Origin of the sequence: Streptomyces sp. NPDC041068 (assembly GCF_040647455.1) — a bacterium.
Taxonomy (GTDB): domain Bacteria; phylum Actinomycetota; class Actinomycetes; order Streptomycetales; family Streptomycetaceae; genus Streptomyces.
The window spans coordinates 779,248-803,247 of the sequence record NZ_JBEZCG010000001.1; the positions used below are offsets into that span (position 1 = coordinate 779,248).

The following is a 24,000-nucleotide window of genomic DNA, read 5'->3' on the forward strand; positions in this document are numbered from 1 at the left end:
GGAACGACCGTGAGTTCGCACGAAGGCACCGCAGCGGACGGCACCGACGTGTCCGGCACCGAAGTGTCCGGCACCGACATGCCCGGGAGTGAAGTCTCCGGGAGCGAAGTGTCCGGGAACGACATCGCCATCGTCGGCATGGCCGGGCGCTTCCCGGGCGCCGACAGCGTGGCGGAATTCTGGGAGCTGTTGCGCACGGGCCGCGAGGGCATCTCCCGGTTCGACGACGACGAGCTCGCCGAGGCCGGCGTCCCCGCGGCGCTGCGCTCCGATCCCGCGTACGTCAGGGCGCACGGCGTCCTGCCCGACGTCGAGCTCTTCGACACCGGGTTCTTCGAGCTCACGCCCGCCGAGGCGGAGGTCATCGACCCCCAGCAGCGGCTCTTCCTGCAGAGCTGCCACACGGCCCTGGAGGACGCCGGGTACGACCCGCGCCGCTACGACGGCCTGATCAGCGTCTACGGCGGCGCCGCGATCAACACCTATCTGCAGCAGAACGTCCTGCCCCGCATCGACCAGACCGCGACATCCGACCACTTCAAGGTCATGGTGGGCAATGACAAGGACTTCCTGGCCACCCGGGTCAGCTACAAACTCGACCTGCGCGGCCCGAGCTACAGCGTCCAGACGGCCTGCTCGACCTCGCTGGTGGCCATTCACCTCGCCTGCCAGGGGCTCATCAACGGCGAGTGCGACATGGCGCTCGCGGGCGGTGTGACCGTCAAGTTCCCGCAGACGCGAGGGTATCTGTACGAGGAAGGGGCGATCCTCTCCGCCGACGGCCGTGTCCGCACCTTCGACGCGGAGGCCGGCGGCACCGTCCTCGGCAACGGCGTCGGCATCGTCGTCCTCAAGCTCCTGGAGGACGCCCTCGACGCGGGGGACACCGTCCACGCCGTGATCAAGGGCACCGCGACCAACAACGACGGCTCCCTGAAGGTGAGTTACGCCGCTCCCGGCAAGGAGGGCCAGGCGGCCGTCGTCGCCGAGGCGCACGCCGTCTCCGGCACGGAACCCGGCAGCGTCTCCTACGTCGAGGCGCACGGCACCGCGACCCGGCTCGGCGACCCGGTGGAGGTCTCGGCGCTCACCGACGCCTTCCGCCGCGGCACGCGCGACACCGGGTTCTGCGCGATCGGCTCGCTCAAGTCCAACGTCGGCCACCTCGACGCCGCCGCGGGCGTTGCCGGGGTGATCAAGACAGCGCTGATGCTGCGCCACCGCTCCCTGGTGCCGACCCTGAACTTCGAACGGCCCAACCCCGCCATCGACTTCGCCGCGACCCCGTTCTACGTCAACACCGAGACCAAGCCCTGGACCGGCTCCGGGCAGGGGCCGCTGCGGGCCGGTGTGAGCTCGTTCGGCATCGGCGGCACCAACGCGCACGCCGTACTCGAAGAGGCCCCGCGCCCGGAGCCCACCGACGCTTCCCCGCGAGACGGGCAGTTGCTCGTGCTGTCCGCCAAGACCCGCACGGCCCTGGAGACCCTCACCGACGACCTCGCCGACCACCTCGAACGCCACCCCGACACGGACCTCGCCGACACCGCCTACACCCTCGCCCTGGGCCGTCAGGCCCACCGCCACCGCCGGGCCGTCGTCTGCGCCGACCGCGCCGAGGCCGTGCGCGCCCTGCGGGAGCGTGCCGAGCCCGGCTGCGCCACCGGCGACGGCGAAGTCCCGAGCGAGCAGCGGACGTTCACCGCGGACGCGGGGCTGTCGGGGCGTGCGCTCCTCGACGCCGTCCGCACCGCCTGGCTGCGGGGGGAGGACGTGGACTGGGCCGCCTTCTACGGAGACGAGCGCCGCCGCCGCATCCCCCTGCCCACCTACCCCTTCGAGGGCCGACGGATCTGGCTCGACCCCGAGTCTCCGGAGGCTCCGGGGACTCCGGGGATCCCCGGGACCCCGGGGGAATCGCTGCACCCGCTGCTCGGCGCCAATGTCTCCACCCTCGCCGAGCACCGCTACGCGACCCCGCTGACCGGCGACGAGTTCTGCATAGCCGACCATCGCGTCGCGGGCGAGGCCGTCATGCCCGCCGTCGGCTACCTGGAGATGGCGCGCGCCGCAGGTGAACTCTCCTTGCTGGAAGGGGCATGGGGAGAGGTGTACCTGAGCAGAGTCGCTTTCGAACGTCCGCTGTCCTTCGCGCGCGGACCGCGTACGGTGCACGTCCGGCTCACCCCGCACGGCGAGGGCGCGCGGTTCACGATCAGCGACGACGCGAGTGGTGCCTCCGAGGTCTTCGCCCGAGGCGAACTCCACCGCCGTGGCCGGGCCGACGCCCCCACGCCCGTCGAACCGTCCGCCCTCGCCGAGCGCTGCCCCGACGCGCTCGCCGCGCCCGAGCTCTACGACCTGCTGCGGGCGCGCGGCCTCGACTACGGCCCGGCCATGCGGTCCCTGCGCGAGCTGCGCCGCGGCGACGCGGAGGCACTCGGCGTCCTCGAACTGCCCGAGGGCCCGGCCGCGGAGCCGACGCCCGGCAGCGCGTCCGGGTTCGTCCTGCACCCCTCGCTGCTCGACGGCGCCCTGCACGCCGTCGTGGCCCTGCTCGCGGCCCGTGAGGACGGCGCCACCACGTATCTCCCGCTGGCACTGGGCCAGTTGGAGGTCTTCGCGCCCCTGCCTCGCCGCTGCCTCGCCCATGTCACGCTGCCCGAGCACGGCGCGGGGGAGAAGCAGACCAAGGCGGACGTCACCGTCCTCGACACCGAGGGAAGGCTGCTCGCCCGGCTCCGCGACCTGTCCGTCCGCACGCTGCGGGGCGAGTCGCTGCGGGGCGAGTCGCAGCGGGGCGATTCGCTTCGAGACGAGCGAGCGCAGCCCGAGACCACCCTGTTCGGCAGCGCATGGGAGCCCGCAGAAGCCGCGCCGGACCCCGCAGGGGCCACGGCAAGGACTACGGCAGCGACCACGGCTGGGACCAAGGCCACCCCCACAGGCCCTCTCCTCCTGCTCGCCCACGACCCCGCGCGCCGCACCGAGCTGATCGACGCCCTGCGCGCCACCGGAGCCACCGACCCCGACGTCGTCCTGGTCACCCCCGGCGAGCGGTACGCCGCCGTGGACAGCGGGCACTTCACCGTGGCCCCGGGCAGTCAGGCCGACTTCGCCGCGCTGCTCGACCGCCTCGCGGAGTCGGACCGCACGCCCACCGCCGTCCTGCACACCTGGTGCGCCGCGAGCGACCCCGCCGAGCCGCTCGCGCCCGCCCTGCTCGACCAGGGCCCGCACACCGTCTTCGCGCTGACCAAGGCCCTCGTCGCACGCCGCGGTGGCCACCGCACCGCCCTGCTGATCGCCCACCGCACCGACGCGCACGGCGCGAGCCCCACGGCGGCCGCGCTCGTGGGCCTGGCCCGCACCACCGCACTGGAGAACCCGCGTCTTGCCCACCGCCTGGTCGGTCTGGACGCCGACACCCCGGCAGCGCGCACGCTCGTGGCCGAACTGGCCTCCCTCGGCGAGGGCGACGGCGAGACCGAGACGCGGTACGTCGACGGCGTACGGAGCGTACGACGCCACCGGCGCCTCGCCTCCGTGCCCGAAGCCGAGCGCGGCACGGCCCTGCGCGAGGAGGGCGAGGAGCGCGAGGACGGCGCCTGCCTGATCATCGGCGGCGCGGGCCGTCTCGGCCTGACCGTGGCCGAGCACCTCGCCGGCCGGTCCGGGGCCCCTCTCGTCCTCATCGGCAGGTCCGAACCGGGACCGGACGCCGAACGCCGTATCGAAGCGCTCCGCGCGGCCGGACACGACGTCGCCTTCCGGCGCGCGGACATCGCCGACGAGGAGGCCCTGCGCACACTGCTCGACGCCGTCCGCGCCGACCATGGGACGATCCGCGCGGTGATCCACGCGGCGGGCACGCTGAACGACTCCTACCTCCTGAACAAGAGCTGGGAGGAGTTCACCGACGTCGTCCGCGCCAAGGCGCACGGCGCCGCGCACCTCGACCGGCTCACCGCCGGCGACCCGCTGGACCTCTTCGTCTGCTTCTCGTCGATCGCCGGGGTCTTCGGCAACGCCGGGCAGAGCGACTACGCGTACGCCAACGCGTTCCTCGATGCCTTCGCCGAGCGCCGCACCGCCATGGCGGCGGCGGGCCTGCGCTCCGGCCGTACCCTGTCGCTCGCCTGGCCGCTCTGGCTGGACGGCGGGATGCACCAGGACGCCGACGCCGTCCGCGCCATGAAGCACCGCCTCGGCCTGGACCCGATGCCCACGGTGGCGGGTCTCACGGCCTTCGACGCGGCACTGGGCGGCCAGGACGGCGGCGCGATCCTCGTCGGCCACGGCGCCACGGACCGCATCGCGGCCGCGCTCGAACCCGTCCGGGTGCGCCCCGGGACGCGGCACCCCGAGACAGGGGGCGTGGCTCGCGCGGAGCTGTCCGATGCCGACCTGACCGAGTGGGCGTGCACCTTCCTGCGCGAGCTGCTCGCCGAGCGCACCAAACTCGACGTCGCGGAGCTCGACTTGAGGGTGCCGTTCGACCGGTACGGCATCGACTCGCTCGTCATCACCCAGCTCAACGCCGAGCTGGACCGGCACTTCGACGACCTGCCCAAGACGCTGTTCTTCGAGTACGCGACGCTGGAGGAACTGGCGGGCTACTTCGTGGCGGAACACGCCGCACGCCTCGGTGAACTGGCGGGCGTCCAGGCCCCGAAGGACCCGCGGCCGACGTCCACGGCGGTGACGACAGCCCCCGAGCCCGCTGCCCCTGACCCCGACGACGCCGGTGCCGTCGCCATCATCGGCCTCGCCGGGCGCTACCCGATGGCCGACGACGTCGACGAGTTCTGGCGGAACCTCGCCGAGGGCCGCGACTGCGTCACGGAGATCCCCGCCGACCGCTGGGACCACGACCGCTACTTCGACCCGGACCCGGCCGCCCGCGGCCGCGCCTCCTCCAAGTGGGGCGGCTTCCTGCGCGACGTCGACCGCTTCGACCCGCTGTTCTTCGGCATCTCGCCCCGCGAGGCGGAGCTGATGGACCCGCAGGAGCGCCTGTTCCTGCAGAACGCCTGGCACGTCCTGGAGGACGGCGGATACCGCAGGGACGAGCTGTCCGGGCGCAGCGTCGGCGTCTTCGTCGGCGTGATGTACGGCGAGTACCAGCTCTACGGCGCGGCCGACGCCGAGCGGGGCGGCATCCGCGTCACGGGCTCCTCGTTCGCCTCGATCGCCAACCGCGTCTCCTACACCCTGGGGCTGAACGGGCCGAGCATCGCGCTCGACACCATGTGCTCGTCGTCGCTGACCGCGATCCACCTGGCCTGCGAGAGCCTGCGCACGGCGGAGAGCGAAGTGGCCGTCGCGGGCGGCGTGAACCTCTCCCTGCACCCGTACAAGTACGTCTTCCTCAGCCAGGGCAGATTCGTCTCCGCCGACGGCCGGTGCCGCGCCTTCGGTGCCGGGGGCACCGGCTACGTCCCGGGTGAGGGCGTCGGCGCCGTGCTCCTCAAGCCGCTGGCCGCCGCCGTGCGCGACGGCGACCACATTTACGGGGTGATCCGCGGCCATGCCGTCAACCACGGCGGCCGTACGAACGGTTACACCGTGCCCAGCCCGCACGCACAGGCCGACGCGGTGCGCCGGGCGCTGCGCGGATCCGGCCTGGAGCCCGCCGACATCGGCTACGTGGAGGCGCACGGCACCGGCACCTCCCTGGGCGACCCGATCGAGATCGCGGGCCTCGCCAAGGCCTTCGGCCCCGCCACCGGGGACGGGCGGCGGTGGCCCATCGGCTCGGTGAAGTCGAACGTCGGTCACCTCGAATCGGCCGCCGGCATCGCGGGACTCACCAAGGTGCTGCTGCAGTTCAAGCACCGGCGTCTCGTCCCCTCGCTGCACTCCGATGAGCTCAACCCGAACATCGACTTCGGGCGCGCCCCGTTCCGGGTGCAGCGCGAGGCCGCCGACTGGCCCGAACCGGCCGGTGACGACGGCCCCTTGCCCCGCCGCGCGGGCCTCAGCTCCTTCGGCGCGGGCGGCTCCAACGCCCACCTCGTCCTGGAGGAGTACCGGGACGGACCCGAGCGCACCACGGAGCCCGTCGTGGGGCAGCGCTTCGCGGGACCGCTGGTCTTCCCGCTCTCCGCACGTGACGCGGAGCGGCTGAGGGCGTACGCGGGCCGTCTCGCCGACTTCGCCGAGCGCGACCGCGTACGCGCCGTCGATCTCGCCCATACGCTGCAGCGCGGCCGCGAAGTGATGGAGGAGCGGCTCGCGGTGGTGGCCGAGGACGGCGCCGCGCTCGTCCGGGCCCTGCGCGCCCACCAGAGCGGGACGCCGAGCCCGGGACTGCTGCTGTCGGGCGGGGCCGACGACCGGCCCACCGGGTCCGCGCGACCGGGGGCCGAGGGCCCGGCCTTCGCGCTCGCCGCGCGGTGGACGCGGGAGGGCACCGCCGACTGGGACGAACTCGCCCCGGCCCGGGGCGCGTCCCCGCGCCGCGTCCCCGCCCCGCTCTACCCGTTCGCCCGCGAGCGCTACTGGGTGCCCGCGGCGGACCGGGACGGCGCACGCTCCGCGACGACGGTCGCCCACCGGCTGCACCCGCTCCTGGACGCCAACGAATCCACCGTCGACGAGACCCGCTTCCGCAGGACCTTCCTGCCCGACGAGCCGCTGGTGCGCGACCACGTGATCGAGGGGCGCGGTCTCCTTGCGGGCGCCGCCTGCCTGGAGATGGCGCGGGCCGCGGCCCAACTGGCCGGACTCACCGGCGCGCACGCCCTGCGGGACGTGCTCTGGGGACGGCCGGTGGTCATCGGGGACCAGGCGCGCGACGTCCACGTCGGCCTCGCCCGCACCGGCGTGGCCACCGAACTGGCCTTCACGGTCTGGACGTCGGAAGGCGCGGAACGCACCGTTCACGTGCGCGGCACCGTGTGCGCACCGCCCGGCGGACGGCGTCTCCCGTCCGCCGAAGCCGTCGACCTCGACGCCCTGCGTGCGAGCCTGCCGCGGCACCGGGACGGCGCGGACGTCCAACGCGCCTACCGTATGGCCCACTTCGCGTACGGCCCGGCTTTCGACGTCATCGAAGAGGTCCACTTCGGCGACGGCAGCGCACTCGTCGGCCTCGCCCTGCCGGAGCCGGAGCCGGAGCCGGGCCGCGCCGCCGAGCGGGAGCTGCTGCCTCCGGCGCTGCTCGACGGCGCCCTGCGCGCCTGCCACTGGGCGGACCGGACCTCACCCGAGCAGAGTGAGCACCTCGCCGTGCCGTTCAGCCTCGGCATGCTGGAGATGCGTACACCCGGCGTACGACTGCCCCGCACGTGCTATGCCCATGCCCAGCCCGCCCGCGACGCCGACACGGTGTCCGGCGTGCGCAGCTTCGACGTGCGGATCCTCGACGAGTCGGGGGCCGAACTGGTCCGCATCGAGAACTTCGGCGGCCGCCACCTCGACGCCGCGCCGACACGGACGCAGGAAGCCGTGGAGAAGGACGCCCCGTTCTTCTACCGGCAGGAATGGGAGGGGCGTCCCCTTGAGCAGGACGGCACGACAGGCGCCGACGCCGTCCTGGTCCTCGCGGACACCGACGCCACCGCGCGGAGCCTGGCCGCGCTGCCCGGCGGGCGACGCGTCATCCACGTACGCACGGGAACGGCCTTCGCACGAACGGGAGTCGACCAGTACGCCGTGGAGCCCACCCGGCCCGCGGACTTCGAACGGATCCTGAGGGATCTGGAGAGCGACGGCGTCCGCTCCCTCGACATCGTCCACCTGTGGGGCCTGACGACCGAGCCCGTCCCGTATGGGGCCGAGGGGGCCGCCGACGGGGCGGGGAACGCGCTCGACACGGCCTTCGCGCGCGGCCTCGGCTCACTGCGCTCGCTTGCTCACGCCGTCGACGCGGTCCGCCTCGCGGGTCGTGTGCGCTGTGCCTACGTCCTGGCCGAGACGGAGTCCGGGCCGCGCCCCGACCAGGAGGCCGCGGCCGGCTTCGCGCTCTCCACCAGTGGAGTGCTGCCGCGCTTCGAACTGTTCACCGTGACCTGCGCGGACGGCCTGGCCGACGCGCACGGACTGCCGGGACTGCTGACCGCCGAACTGGCCCAGAGCGGCCGCCTCGCCGGAGTGGAAGTGCGTCACTCGGCGGCGGGCCGTCAGGTCCGCGCCCTGCGCGGGGCCGACGTGACCGCACCGGCCTTCGAGGGTGCCAACCTTCCGCAGCAGAACGGCACCAATCCCATCAAGCGGTACGGCACTTACCTCGTCACCGGCGGCACAGGTGGCATCGGTCTGGAGCTGGCGCGCCACCTGGCGTCGGCCTACCGGGCCCGGCTCGTGCTGGTCAGCCGCTCCGCCGAGCGACCCCAGGCGCGCACGGCCGCGGGCGAACTCACCGCGGTCGGCGGCGAGGTGCTGCTCGTGGCCGCCGACACCGCGGACCCGGAGGCCCTGCGCGCCGCCGTGACCCGGGCCAAGGACCGCTTCGGCCGCCTCGACGGCGTCTTCCACCTGGCGGGCGCCGCGGACCAGGGCACCGTCCTCGACGCGGACCTGGCCCGTTTCACCGAGCTCTTCGCGGCGAAGGCACACGGCGTCCGACTCCTGGACGCGCTCACCGCCGACGAACCGCTGGACCTCTTCGTAATGTTCTCCTCCATCGCCTCGGTCGTCGGCGACTTCGGGGCCTGCGCCTACGCCGCGGCCAACCGGTTCCTCGACGCGTACGCGGAAGAACGCGACACCCGGGTACGGGCGGGGCAGGTACACGGCCGCACCCTGTCGCTCGCCTGGCCGCTGTGGCGGATCGGCGGCGTCGACGCCCTCATGGGCGAGGAGGAGCACGCCGGGTATCAACGGCGCACCGGCATGCGGGAGTTCACCGGCGAGGAGGGCATGCGCGCGCTGGACATCGCCTGGCGGACCGGAGACGTCCGGCTGGTCCCGGCGATCGGTGACCGCCGGGCCGTGGACCGTGCCCTGACGCCGCGCACGAGCGGCACGACCCCGGCCGCGTCCGCTCAGGCCACGCCGTCCCGGGCCGGACTCACCCAGGCCGGACTCACCCAGGCCGGGCCCTCCCCGGACCTGCGGGCCCGCATGAAGGACCACGTACGAGCCCTGCTCTCCGAAGTGCTCGGCCTCGCCCAGGGGCGGATCGACGACCACACCACGCTGGAGACCTACGGCCTCGACTCCGTGCTGGTCATGGAGACCAACGAGCACCTCGACCGGGACTTCCCCGGCGCCCGCGGCACCCTGCTGTTCGAGTACCGCACCGTGCACGACCTTGCGGAGCATCTGCTGGTCGAACACCCCGATGCGGCAAGGAGGTTGTTCCCCGAGGAGCCGCACACGTCACCGGAGCCTCCCGCGGTCAAGGAGCAGAGCGAGGAGCCGCCCGCCCCTGCCGCCGCGCCCGCGCACGGAACCGCGGCGCTCGGCGACGGCAGCCACGGCAACAGCGGCAACCACGGTGCCAACGGCAGCGACGACATAGCCGTCATCGGTATCAGCGGCCGCTATCCGCAGGCCCGCGACCTCACGGAGTTCTGGGACAATCTCCGCCAGGGCCGAGACGCGGTCACCGAGGTGCCGCGCGAACGCTGGGACGCCGACGCCCACTTCGACAGCGACCGGTCGACCCCCGGCACCAGCTACGGCAAGTGGGGCGGCTTCCTCTCGGACGTGGCCGCCTTCGACTCGCTGTTCTTCCGTATTCCGCCGTCCCAGGCCAAGTTGATGGACCCTCAGGAGCGCCTTTTCCTGGAGGCATCCTGGGCGGCGCTGGAGAACGCCGGCTACCCGCCGTCCCGCCTCCCGCGCCCGCGCCACGGCGGCCAGGGGCACGACGTCGGGGTCTTCGCCGGAGTCATGTGGGGCGACTACGCCCAGCTCGCCGCCGACGAGGCGGCCAAGGGCAACCACCACACCGTCCTCGCCAACCGCTCCGCGATCGCCAACCAGGTCTCCTACTTCGGTGACTTCCGCGGCCCGAGCGTCGTCGTGGACACCGCGTGCTCGGCGTCCCTGGTCGCCCTCCACCAGGCCTGCGAGAGCATCCGCAGGGGCGAGTGCCGCTACGCCCTTGCGGGCGGCGTCAACGTATCCGCGCACCCGCTCAAGTACGAGCACCTCAGCCGCATGCGCATGCTGTCCACCGACGGTCGCTGCCGGTCCTTCGGAGCGGGCGGCAGCGGCTATGTGCCGGGCGAGGGCGTCGGCGCCGTGCTGCTCAAGCGGCTCTCCGATGCGGTCGCCGACGGCGACCACATCCACGCAGTGATCAAGGCGACCGCGGTGAACCACGGCGGCCGCACCGGCGGCTTCACCGTGCCCAACCCGCAGGCGCAGCAGGCGCTCGTCGAGGAGGCCCTGGAGAAGGCGGGCATCGACCCGGCCACCATCGGCTACGTCGAGGCGCACGGCACGGGCACGTCCCTGGGTGACCCGATCGAGCACACCGCCCTGGAGCAGGCCTTCGCCGGAGTCGGCCTTCCGGCGGGGAGCATCGCGCTCGGCTCGGTGAAGTCCAACATCGGCCACCTGGAGGGCGCCGCGGGCATCGCGGGCGTCACCAAGGCCGTACTGCAGCTGTCACACGGCGAGTTGGTGCCGTCGCTGCACTCCGAGGAGACCAACCCGATCATCGACTTCGCCCGGTCCCCGTTCCGGGTGCAGCGCGAACTCGCCCACTGGGAACGGCCCGTGGAGGAGCGGGACGGCCTGCGGGTGGAGCTGCCGCGGCGGGCGAGCGTCAGTTCGTTCGGCGCGGGCGGCACCAACGCGCACGTGGTCCTCGAGGAGTACCTGGCCCCGGCGACTCGGCGTCGCACCACCTCGGCGGGTGGCCCCGAACTGCTCGTTCTCTCCGCCCGCGGTCCCGAGCGGCTGCGGGAGTACGCCGCCGTGCTCGCCGCCCACCTGCGCCGCGAGCGGCCCGAACTCGCCGACGTCGGGCACACCTTGAGGGCCGGCAGGGAAGCGCTGCCCGAGCGGCTCGCGTTCCTGGCCGCCGATCTCGCCGACGCCGCCGACAAGTTCGCGGCCTTCGCCGAGGGGGACGCGGGGCCCTGGGCGATCCTCGGCAATGCCGAACAGCACACCGCGCTCGCGGACGTGTTCGTCGAGGGAGCCGGTCCCGACTTCCTGCGGACCCTCGCGGACGCGGGCGACCGTGCCCGGCTCGCCCGGCTCTGGGTCTCCGGCGCCTTCGCCGACTGGAGGGCGCTGGACCCGGCGACCCCGGGGGCGTGCGGGACCGTGCCGCTGCCGGGCTACCCGTTCGAGCGGGCCCGGCACTGGCTGCCGGTCACCGGACCTGCCACGCCCACGGCCCGTCGTGAGGGCCGGGACGTGCCGACGACCCAGCGGGAGCGCCACGTCACCCTCACCCCTGCCGATCCCGTCGTACGCGAACACGTCGTCGGCGGCCGCCCGGTGCTGCCCGGTGTGGGCCACCTCGACCTGATCGCCCGCGCCCTGGGGGAGGGAGCGGTGCGCGTCTTCCGGGACGTCCGCTGGCTCTCCCCGGTCCAGATGACGGACGGCGACGGCCTCGACCTGACGCTCGCGCTCACCCCCGCGCGGGACGCGGGCGGTCACGACTACCGCCTCACGGCAGCCACCGGCGTCGACGCGGTGTACTCGCTCGGGCAGGTGCTCACCACGACTCCCGAGCTCCCCGAAGCCTTGGACATCGACCGGCTGAAGGCGGCGTGTCCCGGCCGGGTGACGCACGAAGAGCTCTACGCCTCCCTGCGGCGACGCGGTCTGCCCTATGGCCCCTACTTCCGGCGCGTTGCACAGGCCTGGAGCGGTGAGGGGGCCGCACTCGCCCGCCTGCGCCGACCGGAGAAGCAGCATCTCGCGGGAGCCCGCACCGGCCCGCTCGACCCGGGCACGCTCGACGCGGCGCTGCACCCGCTGGCCCTGCTGCTCGCCGACCGGGCCGACGCGGACGCCCGGCCGCTGCTGCCCTTCGCCGCGGACCGGGTCGAGCTGCACGCCCCGGTACCCGGCGACGGCTGGTCCCACATCCGTGACCTGGGCTCGCACCGCTTCGACGTCACCATCGCCGACGACGCGGGCCGTGTCTGCGTACGCATCGCCGGACTCGCCCTGCGCGAACTGAAGGCGGCGGCACCCGGCATCGACTACCGCCCCCGCTGGGCGGCCGCCCCGCCACTTAAGGAGCACGGAGGCGCGCCCGCCCCCAGGGCGGTCCTGACGGTCGCGGCGCCGGACGCCGAGCACCTGGCGGCGACCCTGGAGAAGGCCCACCCGGACGCGGCGCACGTACGGCTGACCATCGGAGCCGGCGGCCTCGACGAGCGGGCGGCGGACCGGACCCTCGCCCGCGCACCGCAGGCCGACCTGGTGTACTTCCTCGCCACCGCCGGCCCCGAGCAACTGCCGGAGAGCGGCGGTGAGGTGCGGGAGGCGCAGGACCGTGCCGCTGTCTCGCTGTACCGCCTGACACGGGCCCTGGACCGCGCCGGGATGCTCGACCGCCCCCTGAGCCTGAAGGTGCTCACCGCCGACGCCCTGCCGCTCGGCGAAGACGACTCGGTACGCCCCGCGGCCGCCGGGCTCGTCGGCTTCTGCGAGGTGGCGGCCAAGGAGTACCCGCGGCTGAGCGCGGCGTGCCTCGACGTGCGCGGCAGTGAAGTCGCCGAGGGCGTACGGCAGTTGGTGGACGAGCCCGTTCAGGGCAAGGTCACCCCGGTCTCCCTGCGCGCAGGCGTACGACGCGTGCGCACCCTGGAGCGTGTCGACCTGCCCGCCGCCCCGACGCGCCTCCGCGTAGGCGGGGTGTACCTCGTCATCGGCGGCCTGGGCGTGCTCGGCCGTGACACCGCCCGCTACCTGGCCCGCACCTACCGGGCCCGCCTCGTCCTGGTCGGGCGCGGCGCACCGGACGAGCGGCGTCGCGCCGACATCGCGGACCTGGAACGCCTGGGCGCCGATGTGCTGTACGCGCCGTGCGACGCCGCCGACCCGGTAGCCCTGCGCACGGTAATCGACGAAGCCAAGGCCCGCTTCGGCGCGCTGCACGGCGTGATCCACTCCGCGATGGTCCTGGTGGACAAGCCCATCAGGGACCTCGGCGAAGCCGAGCTGCGCAGTGCCCTGGACGCCAAGGCGGACACGGTGTGGAGCATGTTCCACGCGCTGCGCGGCGAGGACCTCGACTTCGCGCTGCTGTACTCCTCCGCCGTCACGCTGGAGGGCAACCACGGCCAGGCAGGCTACGCGGCGGGCTGCCATGTCGCCGACGCCTGGGCGAGGGCCGCGGCGCACACCGCGCCCTACCCCGTCCGGACCGTCAACTGGGGCTACTGGCACGCCGCGGGCGACGCCCACCGTGAGCGCGTCCTGCGCCGCTTCGCCGCCGCGGGCATCCAGCCGATCGGCGCCGGCGAGGGCATGGCCGCCGTCGAGCGCGTCCTTGCGGGCGACCTGCCGCAGGCCCTGGTGGTCAAGGCCGAGCAGGGCATTCTCGCCGGTCTCGGCGTCGACCCGCACACCGTGCTGAGGGCGCAGCCGCACCAGCGGTCCGCACCGGCCGCGCTCACCGCCCTTCCGGCGGAGCCGCAGGGCGTGGGGGACGCAGGCAGCGCGTCGGCCGAGACCGAGCGGCTCGCCCGGGACCTGCTGGTCGGCGCCCTGCGGACCATGGGCGTGCTGCGGAGCACCGGCGAGCGGCACACCCGCGAGGGGCTCCGCTCGCGCCTCGGTGTCACCGCCGGGCAGGAGCGGCTGCTCGACCTGCTCGTCGACGTCCTGCTGCGCGGCGGCCATCTGCGGGCCGAGGGCGAAGGGACGTACGACGACGGACACGGCCACCTGGTCACCACCGACCGGATCGAGGACGAGGAGCTGCGGCGCCGCGTCGCCCGACCCGAGGAAGCCGTACGGGAACTGACCCGGCGTCATCCCGAGGCCGGTGCGGTGACCGCCTTGCTGCTGCGCTGCGTCGAGGCGCTGCCCGACGTCCTGACCGGGCGGCGCGGCCATATGGACGTGCTCTTCCCCGGCGGCTCCTTCGAGCTGGTGGAAGCGGTCTACGCCGGGGACCCGGTCACCGACCGGTGCAACGACCAGGTCACCGACACCGTGCTGCGGTACGTGGCGGAACGCCTGCGACAGCGGCCGGGCGACCGGATCAGGATCCTCGAAGTGGGCGCGGGGACCGGCGGGACCAGCGAGCGCGTCCTGCGCGGCATCTCCGCCGCGGGCCACGGCGACCGGGTCGCGTACGTGTACACCGACGTCTCCGACGGATTCGTGCGGCACGGACGCAAGCGCTTCGGCGCCGACCACCCGTTCGCCGACTTCCGGGTCCTGGACATCGAACGCGACCCGCGCGAGCAGGACTTCGAGAGCGGAGGGTACGACCTGGTGCTCGGCACCAACGTGTTCCACGCGACCCGCAGGATCGACCGCACCCTGGCGCACGTCAAGCAACTGCTGGGCACGAACGGCGTGTTGATCATCAACGAAGGCGTCGAACTGCGCGACCAGATGTCCCTGATCTTCGGTCTGGCCACCGGCTGGTGGCTCTTCGAGGACGCGGAGTACCGGCTGCCCAACTCCCCGCTGCTCGGCCTGGCCGCCTGGCGCGACGTGCTCGCCCAGAACGGCTTCCGCAAGGTCGCGGCGCACGCGCGGCCGGGCGGCGGCACGTACCAGTGCGTGCTGGTGGCCGAGAGCGACGGGCTGGTGCCCGCGGCAGGGGAGGCGCCCGTGGTGCTCGTCCGGTCCGAGCCCGTCGTCCCGTCCGAGCCCGTTGTCCCGTCCGAGCCGGACACCGGGGCCGTGCGCCCCGAGGCCGCCGCGCGGAGCCTCGACGGTGACCCGGTGCGCGCCACGGAGGACAGGGTCAGGGCGGTCTTCGCCCGCGTCCTGGAGATGCCCGAGAACCTCCTGGACCCCAAGGCCACCTTCGAGAACTACGGCATCGACTCGCTCGTGGTCCTGAGTCTCACCAAGGAACTGGAGCAGGAGTACGGGCCCCTGCCGTCGACCCTGCTCTTCGAGCACATCACCATCGAGCGCCTCGCCCGCCACCTCGCGGTTCAGGACGTCGACGCGTCCACGGAGGAGCCCGGCCTCGAACAGATCGTCAACGGTCTCTCGGACACGGAGGTGGACGACCTGCTCCACCAGCTGAGCACCGTTCTCCACGACCAGGAGAAGCAGCGATGACCCCACCTTCCGGCTCTGCCGGTCCCTGCGCCCCCTTCAGCGCCGTCCTGATCGGCGAGGAGCCCCTCCTCGCCGAATGCGGCGAGCACCTCCTGACGCGCGGCCACCGGGTGACCGCCGTGGTCGCCGCCGATCCCGGCCTGCGCCGCTGGGCGGCCGGGCACGGCCTCCCCGTGATCGAGCCGGGCCGGGGCCTCGCGGAGCGGCTGCGCCCGCTGCGGTTCGCGTACCTCTTCAGCATCACCAACCTGCGGATGCTGTCCGACGAGGTCCTGGCGCTGCCCGAGCGCATGCCCGTCAACTTCCACGACGCGCCGTTGCCCCGGCATGCCGGTCTGCACGCGACCAGCTGGGCCGTCCTGGAGGGCGCCGCCGAGCACGGCGTGACCTGGCACGTGATGGAGCGCGAGGCCGACACCGGCGATCTGCTCAAGCAGCGCACGGTGCCGGTCGCCCCGGACGACACCGCGTACACGCTCAACCTCGCCTGCTACGAGGCCGCGGCCGCCTCCTTCGGTGAACTGGTCGACGAACTGGCCGCGGGAACGGAGACACGCACCCCGCAGGACCTGACCCTGCGTACGTATCACGGTGCGCACGACGGCCCGCCCCGCGCGGGCCTTTTCTCCTGGCGGCGACCGGCGGGGGAGCTCGACGCGCTCGTGCGGGCCACCACGCTCGGTCCGCACCGCAACGCCTTCGGTCTCGCCCTCCTCGCCCTGGACGAGCGGCTGTTCGCGGTGCGCGGCGCGCAGGTCACGGCCCATGCGTCGACGCGTCCGGCCGGGACCGTGCTGGCCGTCGACGACGCGGCTGTCGTCGTCGCCACGGCCGACTTCGACGTACGCCTCACCGATCTCGTCGACCTGGACGGCGGCGCGGTCGGGCTCCGCCCAGGCGACCGCTTCACCGAGCTCGACGACGCCGCGACCGAGCGATGGGAGTCGGCGTCCCGCGCCGCGCGTCGCCACGAGGCGTACTGGCTCAGTCGGCTGACCGAGCAGGAACCCCTCGAAGTGCCCTGGCCCGCAGGGGAGTCGGAGCAGGCCACGGGGACGGTCGCGCATGCCGAGATCCCCGACCGGCTGCGAGCCCTGGATGAAGAAGACAGGGAAGCGTGGCTGCTCGCCGCCCTGCTGCTGTTCCTCGGCCGCATGGCCGGCGAGCACACCGGAGGCTTCGACGTGGGCCTGCGCCTTCCCGGCCGTGGACCGGAAGCCGAAAGGATTCCCGCCCCGCTCCACTCCGAAGTCCCTTTCCGTGCCCCGGAGGCGACGGAGAGCCGATCGCTCACCGAACTCAAGGAAGCCGTCGCCCAACGGCTCGTCGATGTGGCACGGCGCGGCGCCCCACTGCGTGACGTGCGGCTGCGTGATCCCCGGTTGCGCGAGCGGTCGGCCGTGTCGGGCAGCACCGCCCTGCCGATCACCGTGGACCTGACCGACGGCGCCATCGCGGCTCACCGGCCGCAGCCGGACGGTTCCGCCCTCACCGTCCGCATCGGCCGATCCGGCGGCATCGCCTTCGAGCCCGCCGCCCCCGGCATGACCGGGGCCGCGGAGCAACTCTCCGCCCGCTTCCGCCGGTTCCTGCACAGCGCCGCCGCGCTGCCCGACGAGGACGCGGGCCTGATCCCGCTGCTCACCGCGGACGAGAGCCGTCGCGTGCTCGACACGTGGAACGACACGGCGGCCGACTACCCGAGCGACCGCTGTGTGCATCAGCTCTTCGCGGAGTGGAGCCGCCGCCAACCGGACGCGCCCGCCGTCCGGTTCGGGGACGAGGTCGTGACGTACGGCGAACTGGCGCGCCGCTCGGACCGGCTCGCGCACCGCCTCGCCCGGCTCGGCGCGGGCCCCGGCACCCTGGTCGGGGTGTTCCTGCACCGATCCGCCGACCTGCTCACGGGGCTGCTCGCGGTGCTGAAGACGGGCGCGGCGTACGTACCGCTCGACCCGGTCTATCCGCCCGAGCGGATCCGGCACATGCTCGACGACTCCGGCGCGCTCCTCGTCCTCACACAGGCCGCGCTGGCTCCCGCACTCCCCTCGGACTGCCCGTCACGCGCGGTCGAACTCGACGCGCAGGAAGACGAGGTGGCGGGCTCCTTGGAGTCGATGGACGCCTTCGAGCCGATGGACGCCTTCGGGGACCGGGCGTCGGCCAAGGACCCCGCCTACGTCATCTACACCTCCGGCTCCACCGGCCTGCCCAAGGGCGTGCGCGTGGGCCACCGGGCGCTGACCAACTTCCTGTGCTCCATGGCGAAGGAGCCCGGTTTCGCCCGCACGGACACCCTGCTCGCCGTGACCACCGCCTGCTTCGACATCGCGGGCCTGGAGCTCTATCTGCCGCTGGTGACCGGCGGGCAGGTCCAGGTCGCCCCGGCGCGTGCGGCCGCTGACGGATTCGAGCTGCGCGAACTGATCGAGAAGTGCGGCCCGACCGTCGTCCAGGCGACCCCCGTCACCTGGCGCATGCTGATCGAGGCGGGCTGGCAGGGCCGCGACGAACTGACCGTCCTGTGCGGCGGCGAGGCGCTGCCCGAGGACCTGGCCGCCGCTCTCGTGCGGCGCGCGGGCCGGGTCTGGAACATGTACGGGCCGACCGAGACCACCATCTGGTCCTCCTTGGACCGGGTGGCGGCCGGTTGTCCTGTCACCATCGGGCGCCCCTTGGCCAACACGCGGATGTACGTCCTCGACGCGCGGCTGCGGCCCGTGCCGCCCGGCACCCCGGGCGAGCTGTACATCGGCGGCGACGGAGTGGCCGACGGCTATCACCGGCGGCCCGACCTCACCGCGGAGAAGTTCCTGGACGACCCCTTCGCGCCGGGCCGCGTCTACCGCACCGGGGACCTGGTGCGGCATCTGCCCGACGGGCGCCTGGAGTATCTGCGCAGGGTCGACAACCAGGTCAAGCTGCACGGCTACCGCATCGAGCTCGGCGAGGTGGAGACGGTGCTGCGCGACCACCCGGCCGTCGCGGAGGCGGCCGTGGCCGTGCGCGAGGGCGATGGTGGCGACGGCCGTCTGGTGGCGTACGTCGTCGCCGCGGGCGGCGATTCGCCCTCGGCTGCCGGGCTGCGCGACCACGTGCGGGCGAGGCTGCCCGCGTACATGGTCCCCGGGGCCGTCGTCGCCCTGCGCGACCTTCCGTTGACCCCGAACGGCAAGCTCGACCGCAAGGCCCTGCCCGCCCCCGCTGCCCTCGCCGGAGCCGGAGCCGGACAGGGCACCGACGCCGCGCCGGCGAGCGCCCTGGAGCGGCGGATCGCCGGGATCTGGCAGGGCGCGCTGGGCCTGGAAGCGGTCGGCGTCGACGTCAACTTCTTCGACGCCGGAGGGGATTCGCTGCGCCTCACCCAGGTGGTGGCGCGGCTGCGGGCGGAGCTGCGCCCCTCGCTGACCCGGCTCGACATGTTCCGCCACCCGACGGTCGGGTCCATGGCCCGTCATCTCGCCGACGACGCGGCGGGAGCGTCACCGCCGCGCGGGCGGCAGGCCCCCGCCCGTGGCCGCTCCCTGCTCGGAGCGCGCCGTCGAAGGTCCGGCACGCAACGCTGAGCCCGCCGCCGACCGGGCAGTCGACACCCTTTCAAGGAGGCATCGTGGAACCGACCATTGTCCGCTGCAAGATCTGTTCGCTGAAGGACGGGCACCCGGGGATCGTCCTGGACGACGAGCAGGTCTGCAATCTGTGCAACCTGGACTTCGCGGGCGATCTGATCGTCAACTACAAGTACACCAATGAGGTGTTCGCCGAATTCCAGGCGGCGCCGCCCAACCCGCGCGGGGAATTCGACTGCCTCTTCATGTACAGCGGCGGCAAGGACAGCACGTACATGCTGGACAAGTTCGTCAACGAATACGGCAAGAGGACGCTCGCATACACCTTCGACGTGCCCTTCGAGAGCACGCACGCGGCGCAGAACATCAAGCTCGCGCAGGAGAAGCTGCCCGCGACGTTCGTGGTGGACGCGGACGACGACAACATCAAGAAGATGATGCGGGACGTCTTCAACCGGCCCCGCCCCAAGAAGCCGGGACAGTACCTCGACGAGAAGCTGCCCTGCGTCTCGTGCCGCACCTTCTTCGTGATCCGGGCCATCCTCCACGCCTACCGCGAGCGCATCCCCTACATCGCCCTGTGCGCCGACCCGCAGCAGATCCTCACCATGGAGTCGAACGTCCGCGAGGTCGTCCGCGGCTTCTACAAGTCCTTTGGGCCCGAGCTCGCGAGCGAACTCTTCGACGGCGAGATCGAGGAGGTCCTGTTCGCAGAGGACGACGAACTCCCCAAAATCGTCTTCCCGTTCATCGCGATGCGGCACGACTACGACCCCGACCGCATGGTCGCGGAACTCAAGGAGAAGGGGCTGTACGCCTCTTCGCCGATGGAGACGCACTGCACGCTGTTCCCGCTCCTGAATTACTACTCGTTCAAGAACTGGGACTGCATGTTCTACAAGCTCAACGCATCGAGCTACACCCGGGCGGTGCGGCGCAACAAGGACTACGACCGCTCCACGTTCAGCATCAAGTTCCCGCGCTCCCTGGACCTGCCCGAGGTCGAGGAGCGCCTCAAGCGCGTGGTGCTCGAGATCGCCGCGGGTGAGGGCGAGCGCGATCAGCACCGGGAGGCGCTGGTGGAACTGTTCAAGCAGATGGACACCACCGACGACGGGGCCAGGTTCATCGCGGAGACGTTCCTGGACATGCGCGCCGTCGCAGCGGACCTCGGTATCAAGGTGGGTTGAGGAGCAGACATGGAAGACATGGAAGACATGAACGACGGGCGAATACAGCAGAGCGCCCACCAGGCGGAGACGGACGGCGGCGCGGAGGTCAGGGACTCGGACATCGCGATCGTCGGCCTCGCCTGCCGCTTCCCCGGCGCCGACACCCCCGACAAGTTCTGGCGCGTCCTGAACGAGGGCCGCGAGACCCTCACCTACTTCTCCGACGACCAGCTGCGCGCGGCCGGGGTCAGCGAGCAACTGATCGCGGACGAGCGCTATGTGAAGGCCGGTCAGATCGTCGAGGACGCCGACAAGTTCGACGCGGGGTTCTTCGGCATCACCCAGGACGAGGCGGAGCTGATCGACCCGCAGCAGCGCCAGTTCCTGGAGTGCGCGCTGGAGGCCCTGGAGACAGCGGGCTACGACCCGCAGCGCGGCGAGCAGCGGATCGGTGTGTTCGCCGGTGTCGGCATGAACACCTATCTGCTGCACAACCTCGGCGAGCGTTATCGCACCGCGTCGTCCGTGGACCGCTACCGCATGATGATCACGAACGACAAGGACTTCGCGGCCACCCGCACCTCCTACAAGCTGAACCTGCAGGGCCCGAGCATCAGCACCAACACGGCCTGCTCGACCTCCCTGGTGGCCGTGCACCTGGCCTGCCTCAGCCTGCTCTCCGGAGACTGCTCGATGGCGCTCGCGGGCGCCGCCCACATCCAGGCCGACCAGTGGGAGGGCTACCTCCACCACGAGGGCATGATCTTCTCGCCCGACGGCCACTGCCGGGCCTTCGACGCCAAGGCGCAGGGCACCGTGATCGGCAACGGCGTCGGCGTCGTCGCCCTCAAGCGGCTGAGCGACGCCCTGGCGGACGGCGACACCGTCCACGCCGTCATCAAGGGCACCGCCGTGAACAACGACGGCTCGGACAAGACCGGTTACACCGCCCCCAGCGTGCAGGGGCAGGCCGCCGTCGTCGTGGAGGCGCAGCAGATCGCCGACTGCGGCCCGGAGACCATCTCGTACGTGGAGGCGCACGGCACCGCGACGCCGCTGGGCGACCCCATCGAGATCGCCGCGCTCAACCAGGCCTTCGGGCGCGACGGCACCGAACTCGCCCCCGAGTCCTGCGCGATCGGCTCGGTCAAGACCAACGTCGGGCACCTGGACACCGCCGCGGGCATGGCGGGCCTGATCAAGACGGTCCTGATGCTGCGCCACCGCACCCTGGTCCCGAGCCTCTGCTTCGACGCGCCCAACCCCGAGATCGACTTCGCGGCCGGGCCCTTCTACGTCGGCACCGAGACCAAGGAGTGGCCCGCGGGCACGACCCCGCGCCGGGCCGGCGTCAGCTCCTTCGGCATCGGCGGCACGAACGCCCACGTGATCGTGGAGGAGGCCCCCGCCGCCGAGCCCGCCACCGGAGCGGCAGGGCCCCGGCTCCTCGTGCTCTCCGCCCGCACCCCCGAAGCGCTCGACACGGCGACCGCCGACCTCGCCCGCCATCTGCGCAAGGAGCGCGCCCTCGACCTGGCGGCGGTCTCCCACACGCTGGCGGTCGGGCGGCGCGTGCACACCTACCGGCGCGCGCTCGTCGCCACCGACGTGCGTGACGCGGCACTGGCCCTGGCGCTCGGCGACGAGAACCGCCTCCTGAAGGGCGATCCCACCGCCGAGAAGCCGGTCCTCGAACTCGTCGGTGACGCGTCGGCCGTTCCCGCAGGGCACGCCACGGCGCTGTACGAGGAGATCCCGGCCTTTCGCGAGCACTTCGACGAGTGCGCCACCGAGCTCAACGCCCCGGGCGGCGCCGCCGAACTGCTGCGCGCGGAGGGCGCCTTGGCGGCCTTCGCCGTCCAGTACGCCACCCTGCGCACGCTGACCGGCTGGGGCGTGCGGACGCCCGCCGTCGCCGCGGACCGCACGGACCTGCCGGACGCGGCCCTGCGCCTCCTGGAGCGGATCGGCGCCCAGCACGCCGCCGCGTCAGGGCGCCCGGCACTCGCGCTGCTGCCGCAGACCCCCGAGACAGTCGGCGTGGCCTTCCTCCTGGACGTGCTCGGCAGGGTGTGGACCGCGGGCGATGACGTCGACTGGGCCGCCTACCACGAGGGCGAGAGCGTGCGCCGCGTGCCGCTGCCCAGCTACCCCTTCGACCGGAAGCGGCACTGGATCGAGCCGCACGGCGCCATCGCACAGGCCGCCGAGACCGGGGGCGAGACGCTGCGGGACCGCTTCGATGGTGTGCCGAACACAGAGAAGGTCACCCTGCTCACGGACTTCATCCGGCACGAGATCGCCGCGGTACTCGGCGCACCCGACCCGCGGACCGTGGACCTGGACACCAACCTCTTCGACATGGGCCTGGACTCGCTGATCCTCATCGAGGTCATCGCCAAGCTCAGCGACGAACTCGCCCACTCGGTGCGCTCGTCGGCGTTCGTGGAGTACCCCACGGTCCGCTCGTTCGTGGAGGACCTGAGCGGCGAACTGGGCATCGGCCCGGACACCACCGCACCCACGGCTCCCGCCGCGGGCTCCGAAGGGCGGATGTCGCGCCGCGCCCAGCGGGCCGCCGCACGCCGTCCCTCGGGGTCGTGAGGGGCGGCACCACCCGGTGAGCGGGCCCCGCGCGGACGGCAGGACGTCCGGCCGCGCGGGGGCTCAGCCGCCCTCGTGGTCCGCGACCCGCACCGAGAGGCCGTAGTCCAGCTCGGCACCGTCGACGAGGAGTGCCTCGACGGAACGCGTCACGGGGTCGATGTCGGCCTCCATACCGTCCCCGACGTACCGGGGATAGCCGGAGGAGCCGGTCTCCCCGGTGGCGACCACCACGGCGGAGCGCAGGGCGCCGCGGGTGTCGGTCGTGCCCGTACCGCTCTCGGAGAACTGCGGGACCAGCAGGATCTCGTACCTCTGCGGATGAGTCTTCATGCGAGCGACGCTAGACAGGAGTGGCGCGCCCCGCATGTTCTCACCGCGGTTTTCACCACCACGGCGTCGGCATTCGTACGGTGCTTCGCCGCGCCGCCGCGCTCACCAGCGCAGGGCGGTGAAGTCGATGGGACGCGGCCGCAGAGCCCGCGCCCTCTCGGCCAACGCCCGCATGCGGTCGGCCATTTCGGCGGCGGGCCGGCGCATGCGGTCGCCGTGCCCCGGCAGCAGCCACTCGAAGCGGAGCCGTTCGGCCGTGCGGGCAAGGGAGGCCGCGAGCTCCTCGATGGAGTACCAGGTGACGCTCTCGGCCACCTCGACGTCGCCCGTCGAGCGCGACCAGTAGAAGCTGTCCCCGCTGAAGCAGTACCGCTCGTCGGCGAGGTAGAGCACGCTGCCCAGGGTGTGGCCGGGCAGTGGCTGGGCGACGACGCCGTCGGCGATCTCCACGCTCTCGGTGCCGCGCAGGACGCGGTCGGCCTCGGGGGACGCGTCCAGGTCGCCCTCGTGGATCCACAGCCGGGCCTTGAACCGGTCCGCGTACCTGCGGCCGTGCGCGGCGTGGTCCCGGTGCGTGAGCAGCACGTCGGTGACCGGCCCGATCGTCTCGAACCGCGTGGCCAGCGCCTCGCTCCAGCGCGGGGTGTCCACCATCATCAGGTTCCCCGAAGGGCGGCGCAGGAGATAGGAGCTGGCGCCCGCGGTCTGTGGGGAGTTGTGCCCGCAGAACAGGACGGTGTCGTCGATGGGCAGGGGGTAGAGGTCGCGCGCCGCGTCCAACCGGCCGGACGCGGGGCGGATGGAGCGGGTGTGGCAGGCGAACGCGGCGGCGTACAGGAGCCGTTCCTCGGCCGCGTCACGCGGCTGCCGGGTGATCTCGGAGCGGCCGTCGACCTCGCCGATCAGATCCGGCGCGAGCTGCCGTGCGACGTCGCAGTTGGTGCAGCGTTCGTCCACGGACCAACCGGTCTCCAAGGAGTGGACGGTGGGGGCGTCGTTCACGAGGGACTCACTTCCTGAGGGCAGCGGGCGATCTCTTGTGTCACCAGGGTTTCCTGGTTGCGGAGCAGATCGGAAGGGGGTCCGGCTCTTGTTTCTGCGGGGCGGTGCGCATCTCACGGAGGGGCGTGAAGCTGCGGTGT

6 protein-coding genes are annotated in these 24,000 nt (G+C 72.9%); 4 read left to right on the forward strand and 2 right to left on the reverse strand.

Annotation, left to right across the window (positions count from 1 at the left end):
* The first annotated feature begins 9 nt into the window (after positions 1-9).
* The 4 genes from AB0B50_RS03020 to AB0B50_RS03035 are packed head-to-tail and all read left to right on the forward strand — an operon-like array spanning position 10 to position 22,525.
* Positions 10-15,180, forward strand: coding sequence for an SDR family NAD(P)-dependent oxidoreductase (locus AB0B50_RS03020; RefSeq protein WP_362324545.1), 15,171 nt, complete (start codon positions 10-12; stop codon positions 15,178-15,180).
* Complete coding sequence (locus tag AB0B50_RS03025; RefSeq protein ID WP_362324548.1) at positions 15,177-18,746, forward strand: amino acid adenylation domain-containing protein; 3,570 nt, start codon at positions 15,177-15,179, stop codon at positions 18,744-18,746. The genes AB0B50_RS03020 and AB0B50_RS03025 overlap by 4 nt, the downstream gene beginning before the upstream one ends.
* 44 nt (positions 18,747-18,790) lie before the next feature.
* On the forward strand, positions 18,791-19,939 hold the full coding sequence (locus AB0B50_RS03030) for an OzmP (RefSeq protein WP_362324551.1): 1,149 nt from the start codon (positions 18,791-18,793) through the stop codon (positions 19,937-19,939).
* Positions 19,940-19,948: 9 nt separating this feature from the next.
* A complete protein-coding gene (locus tag AB0B50_RS03035; protein WP_362324554.1) occupies positions 19,949-22,525 on the forward strand; it encodes a beta-ketoacyl synthase N-terminal-like domain-containing protein in 2,577 nt (858 codons plus the stop codon).
* Between the two features lie 63 nt (positions 22,526-22,588).
* Here the strand turns inward: AB0B50_RS03035 and AB0B50_RS03040 are convergent, their stop codons facing one another.
* Positions 22,589-22,858, reverse strand: coding sequence for a hypothetical protein (locus tag AB0B50_RS03040; RefSeq protein ID WP_362324557.1), 270 nt, complete (start codon positions 22,856-22,858; stop codon positions 22,589-22,591).
* Between the two features lie 102 nt (positions 22,859-22,960).
* Entirely contained in the window at positions 22,961-23,860 is a 900-nt protein-coding gene (locus AB0B50_RS03045; RefSeq protein ID WP_362324560.1) for an MBL fold metallo-hydrolase, read from the reverse strand.
* Positions 23,861-24,000 lie beyond the last annotated feature (140 nt).